General features: G+C 47.2%; 6 protein-coding genes. 2 read left to right on the forward strand and 4 right to left on the reverse strand.

Annotation, left to right across the window (positions count from 1 at the left end; genetic code table 11):
* The coding region (locus LEPIL_RS22745) for a transposase (protein WP_002768892.1) at nt 1-245 on the forward strand (245 nt) is incomplete at its 5' end.
* A gap of 380 nt (nt 246-625) precedes the next feature.
* Here LEPIL_RS22745 and LEPIL_RS00530 read toward each other — a convergent pair.
* From LEPIL_RS00530 to LEPIL_RS00545, 4 genes are all read right to left on the reverse strand, one after another.
* Nucleotides 626-1,237, reverse strand: coding sequence for a hypothetical protein (locus LEPIL_RS00530; RefSeq protein ID WP_002768893.1), 612 nt, complete (start codon nt 1,235-1,237; stop codon nt 626-628).
* Nucleotides 1,238-1,751: 514 nt separating this feature from the next.
* Entirely contained in the window at nt 1,752-2,192 is a 441-nt protein-coding gene (locus LEPIL_RS00535; RefSeq protein WP_002768894.1) for a hypothetical protein, read from the reverse strand.
* 78 nt (nt 2,193-2,270) lie between these two features.
* Nucleotides 2,271-2,837, reverse strand: coding sequence for a hypothetical protein (locus tag LEPIL_RS00540; protein ID WP_002768895.1), 567 nt, complete (start codon nt 2,835-2,837; stop codon nt 2,271-2,273).
* A 108-nt stretch (nt 2,838-2,945) separates the two neighbouring features.
* Complete coding sequence (locus tag LEPIL_RS00545) at nt 2,946-3,542, reverse strand: hypothetical protein (RefSeq protein WP_040918018.1); 597 nt, start codon at nt 3,540-3,542, stop codon at nt 2,946-2,948.
* Nucleotides 3,543-3,624: 82 nt separating this feature from the next.
* Between LEPIL_RS00545 and LEPIL_RS00550 the strand changes: the two genes are divergently transcribed.
* On the forward strand, nt 3,625-4,566 hold the full coding sequence (locus tag LEPIL_RS00550; protein ID WP_002768899.1) for an Rpn family recombination-promoting nuclease/putative transposase: 942 nt from the start codon (nt 3,625-3,627) through the stop codon (nt 4,564-4,566).
* Nucleotides 4,567-5,194: the final 628 nt, after the last annotated feature.

Genomic DNA, 5,194 nt, shown 5'->3' on the forward strand with positions numbered 1-5,194 from the left:
GAATGGCTTCAGTCAGCAATCCTCTGACCCTTAAAATGAGAGAAAAACTAAGCTCGGCCTATGGTAAGACAATCTATTCGCGCCGGTTTCCGTCGGTAGAAGGTGTCTTCGGCGTTATGAAGAGTGTACGAAATGGATGGCAATTCTTTCGACGCACCCTCAAAAAGGCTCAGGTTGACTGGGCAGAACGTTGTATCGCCCACAATATTGCGAAGCTGATCAGTTTCAGGAGAGTGAATGTATAGCAACATCACAAATCGACGGGCGATCACTTCGCTGGGGTAACGGGCGCTAACGTCATTTCGCCTATGGCCCAAGGGGCCATAGGCGGGCCACTGAAGTGGTTTTTCGACAGGCTCGGGGATGATTCGAATACTCAGAAAATTGCCGGCCTCTATCAGACAGAGAGAGCGCAGCGATGGCGTTCCCGGAAGAGCAAGCTTACTGTGCGGACCGGGTGGCGGGGGTACTCAGGCATTTCGTTCAAGCGTTGTTTTGTGGAATCAGATTTCTTTGCGCTGTCTCTCCGTGGTTGTACTCTCCATTTTTTTTCGGTTCTCTTCTGTCCGCGTCGTGCCCTTTCTACCACTATTCAATTGATGCAACAAAGAATAGCAACCTACCGTCATTCTTCAAAATCGAACTCGATAGGAGCGACAAAGATATCCTTCGCTAAAAACGATTCCCTTATAGCCGATTGTAGCGCTGGTAGATCCTGAGCCTGTGCTCCAAATTCCACTGTATCAAAAACGTTCCGAAAAATGAAGGTGCTTTTATCACGAATCCTCTGACTGCCATCAGAAAAACAGAGACCCGCCTCATTCTCTATTGTAACTCTATATTCAAGTTCAGCAAGAATCCTCATTCGCTGTAAATGCCTCAGCATGCTTCTGAACAACAGGGCACTGATGCCAGTCTTATTACGAAAAAAACCACCACCAGTAAAATGCCCCGATTTGAATCGCGAGCGATTTCGACATGACAATCGGTCGGTCAAACCAGCTATCCCGCCCCATACTTCTCTCCAAGAATCGGATAATTCGATGCTTGAATGCCTATTCGTCAAGTTTAGAAGAATCAGTGCAAGCAGCTCTTCGAGTATTTCTTGGCGGGATGCATTTCTACCCTCTGATGATTCTTTCATTAAAGCCCAAAGCATAGCAGGTTCAATACAGTAGAAAAAATAATCTCCTTTTCTCTCAACATAGGCAATCGATGAAAAATTAATAGCATCCATAGGTCGTCCTTTTAGCGGAAATAGTCTTCCATTGATGTGTCAATCTCTCGGACTGCGTCTTCACCTTTAACATATCCAACATAGCCGAGGTAGCCCCCAAGAGCGACCCCACCGACAACAGCGCCAATCGCTGTGAATCTTACCGGATTTTTCGGACACCCCATCAGGCCACATTCTTAGTTTCGAATTCCTCCGGCGAGATAGCCCGGATAACCGTGGCTTCTCTTCCTCCTATAAAAGACTTCGCTGACGTTAACTGACCTCAAATCCCCGACTTCCTTGCCGATTCTCCTTTCTTCTCGTATCTCAAATGACCTTTTCCAGAATGCTCGATTATCCGAACAGTTCTCTTTCATTTCCGCAGGCAAGTGTGCAGCGCTTACATTTTATCGTAATCATGCTTCTTATCCCGTCAGGATGCAAATTTCCGATGGGTCTCCGAGTGTTACGCTGGAAAACACTGCGAATGTTACGGACAACACGGCCCGTGCGCTTAAGTTTTCATATAAATTGTTTACATTTTTTCTATCGAAAAAATTATCTTATCAAAAGTCGACTCAAAACCAAAATCATTGCATTTATAAATCAGGGTGTTACCTTTTTCCTCAAGAACCATGCCAGAGGAATCCGATTGAGATTCAGGGTAGCCTCTTTCGTTCCAAATATTGTAGACACTGATTTTGCCTTCCTGGGCCTTGCACACACAAACTATCTCATTCAGTGTGTTGTCATCCCACAATTCCATTACACGACCTTTAAGGCCATTGATTTCCAGTTCGCCTTCCCCATCATCTACTGCGATGCGAATACCTTGCCGGTATTTCGTATTATTTTTCAGAAAACGAATTTTGATTGGTTGTCCGTTTTCAATGTTCTGAACGTCCCAAAGAATAATGTTTTTATCCTTACCAAAATTCTTATTATACAATCTTTCTTTGCCGACTGCAAAATTCATCTCACCTCTCCTTCCTCTGTTTTCATTTTATGGCTCTGGACCTTTATAGAATCCCTGCATATCAGCAAAGATGTCACCTCACCACTCGCATGGCTCAAACAGGACCATCCTGTTCACCTGCTCGGCTGTCAGATCCACCCGAGCGTCTTTTCGTGACGGAAGAATAACGACAACCGTCGGCGTCAGTGATTCATGGTAGACGACATGATACACTGGCCGGGCATCCTCCGGTCGCTTGATTCGCAGTATGATCAATCCATCGTAGGCATCCGGAATAATAAAAGGCCCCTTGAAGCATCCACGTGTATTCGTACGTTCAACAGGCCCGAAGCGAAGCTTATTGAAGTCGATTTTTGAAATGGCTGCCTCTAAGAGAGCCACATCATTCTTCCACTTCAGATCGTCTGATAGAATCTCAGGAACATAAGCTACGGCAATCTCCGCTCCTTCAACCGGTCGTATCCCCCGAACATACCCGCGACCAGAAAATACAAAGGCCGTTCCGTTTGTATCAGCCGAAGAAAGATGCTCATATATGACTCCTCCGCGTCGCGCTCCGGTATCGCAGCCCACAGCAAGAAACAGGATAGCAGCCGCTTTAAACAGGTGTATTAGGCTTATCGATTCTCTGTAAAGACGTTTCATTCTTAACCGCCTATAGACCCGGGGCTCGCCAACTAAGGGCTGGCTTCAGGAACGATTCTCAGGGAGAATGCATTTTTTTTAAATAGAATGTTTGCATCGCATTCTCTGTTAATAGTCACCGCACATGACATGAAACTCATGCTTCTCATCGGTAACTGCCATCCCCCAGGCTATTCCGCCATCCTCGCTGCGACATTCCAGTTCAACAATCGTTATCAAAAAGGACTTCGACTTGAAGGGAGGTTTTTCACCCAGACATGTCTCAAGCTCGTAAGTTTCCTTGAAATCAATCAGCAAATCACCTGACCGTAAAGACCATTGACCTGTCACATCCGGAGAACATTGAGCCATCTGCAGGCTTCTCACCGATCCATCGGGCAAAAGCACGATAGCATTGCTGGTTAAACCGATCTGAGCTGAGTCAAGCGGGAAAAGGCTTATTCCATTGCCCGGAGAGAAATGATCCAGGCTCATCCTGGTAAAGGATGCAGACTTTTCCGGCTGGACTATTGCCTGTTTCTCTGCTCTTCCTTCATATGGGGCTGCTGGAGTAGGATTCACCGACGGATTGCAGGCCATACTCGCTATAGAGAAAAGTATAGACCAGAGAAATCCCTTCATGCCTGCCAGATTCTTGATGAAACGACCAATAAATTCAATTTCCGTGTGAGTTCTCAAAGGAAAACCTCGCAACCTCACATTCATACAACATGACCGGTTTTGCAACAATAATTCGTATAGTTCCAGAATCTCTTGACATCCTCAGCTATCAGTTCACCTTCCTTTCGTGGATCCCACGCCCGACAGGATCATTCGCGATACCTTCTCTGATAGAGAGGATGCCATTCCGTTCTTTCAATCCACTCTGCCGCCCGGGCTGCTCGCTGTCCTTAATCTTGATACCCTCGAAGTAGAACAGGGAACCTTCATCGATGAGTCAATGAAGGAATATCGCACTGATATCCTCTTCCGTATTAAAACCGCCAGTGGATCGCCAGCGGAGATCTATCTTCTATTTGAGCATAAATCGCAAAGAGATCCGCACATCTTCACACAACTGCTTTCCTACCTCGCCCGTATCTATGAACGACAGGATAAGCCCGTTCCCGTCATCCCCTTCGTCTTCTATCACGGGAAAAAAGCATGGGATCTCGGAACCGATTTCACGACCCACTTCAAGCTCACGGATAGGGAGCGACAGATCTTTGCGCCCTATCTACCCGATTTCCGATTTGAGCTGTTTGACCTCGGTGATCAGGATGTTGAGACGCTCACTATTACACTCTACGTCAAAATGCTTCTGCAGATCATCCGCTCTATTGATACGGATCGTCTTGATGACAATCTCAGAGACATTTTCGAACTCTCTGAGATCTTTTTCTCAGAGCAAAAAAAGCTTGAGAAACTCAGAAAATTGATCTTTTATGTTCTCACCCGAGGAGAGGTGCCGCACGAGAAAGTTGCGAGCATCCTCTCCTCGGTCTCGAAACGATTGGAGAAGGAAGCTATGACCGCTGCTCAAAAACTCAGAGAAGAAGGATTTGCACAGGGGCTCCTTGAAGGAGAGCAGAAGCTACTTATCAAGCAGATGGAGTGGAGGTTCGGCAGTCTCTCGAAACAGGAGAATGATGCCATCCGTGCCTGTTCAAACAGAGATCTCATCGAAGCAGCAAGCCGGGCTATACTCGAAGGAAAGAGCAAGGAGGAAGTGCTGGCAGAGTTACGCTGATCCATACAATCATGAAGATCGTACGCATGCCTCGATCGGAAGAAGAGATTCATCCCACGGCCGACTCAGGGCAGAAATACCTCCCGATCGACCGTTGATCGCCGTTCCGCGAGTCAGCGGACTCCATACTTTTTGCTGGAGAAGGCCGCATGAGATGCTTTTTTGTAGGCGACAGGACAGCTCTCTTTCATTTCCACAGGCGAGTGTGCAGTGTAGGCAACCCTATATGTCAGCGGAAGTTGTCGCCTCAGTTGATATAGATTTTAATCTCAGGCGGCATCCTGTCCAGTCTTTTGTTTATCCCGAGGATTCAAAGCAACTTTCTCTGGTTGCGTCCATGGCCGAGTATGTCGGCTCCATCGCTCCGGGTGCTTGGCACGAGCAACCGCATACGTTAACCTGCGCTTCGCAAGGATGGCCTCCGATTCCCCTGTCCGCCTCTGCGCTGGAGTGACATAGCCTATAGCAGAATGCCGATGGCTATGGTTATAATACTCCTGAAACCGCTCCATCCAATCAATAGCGGCTTGCATTGTCTCAAATCGGTGATCTTCCCCCCATATTCCGGAGGGAATCATGCAATTTGCTGTGCATAGGCTGTCGGACTTAAATACCCGAGAGCAGAGTG

It is taken from the genome of Leptonema illini DSM 21528 (genome assembly GCF_000243335.1).
Classification (GTDB): Bacteria; Spirochaetota; Leptospiria; order Leptospirales; family Leptonemataceae; genus Leptonema; species Leptonema illini.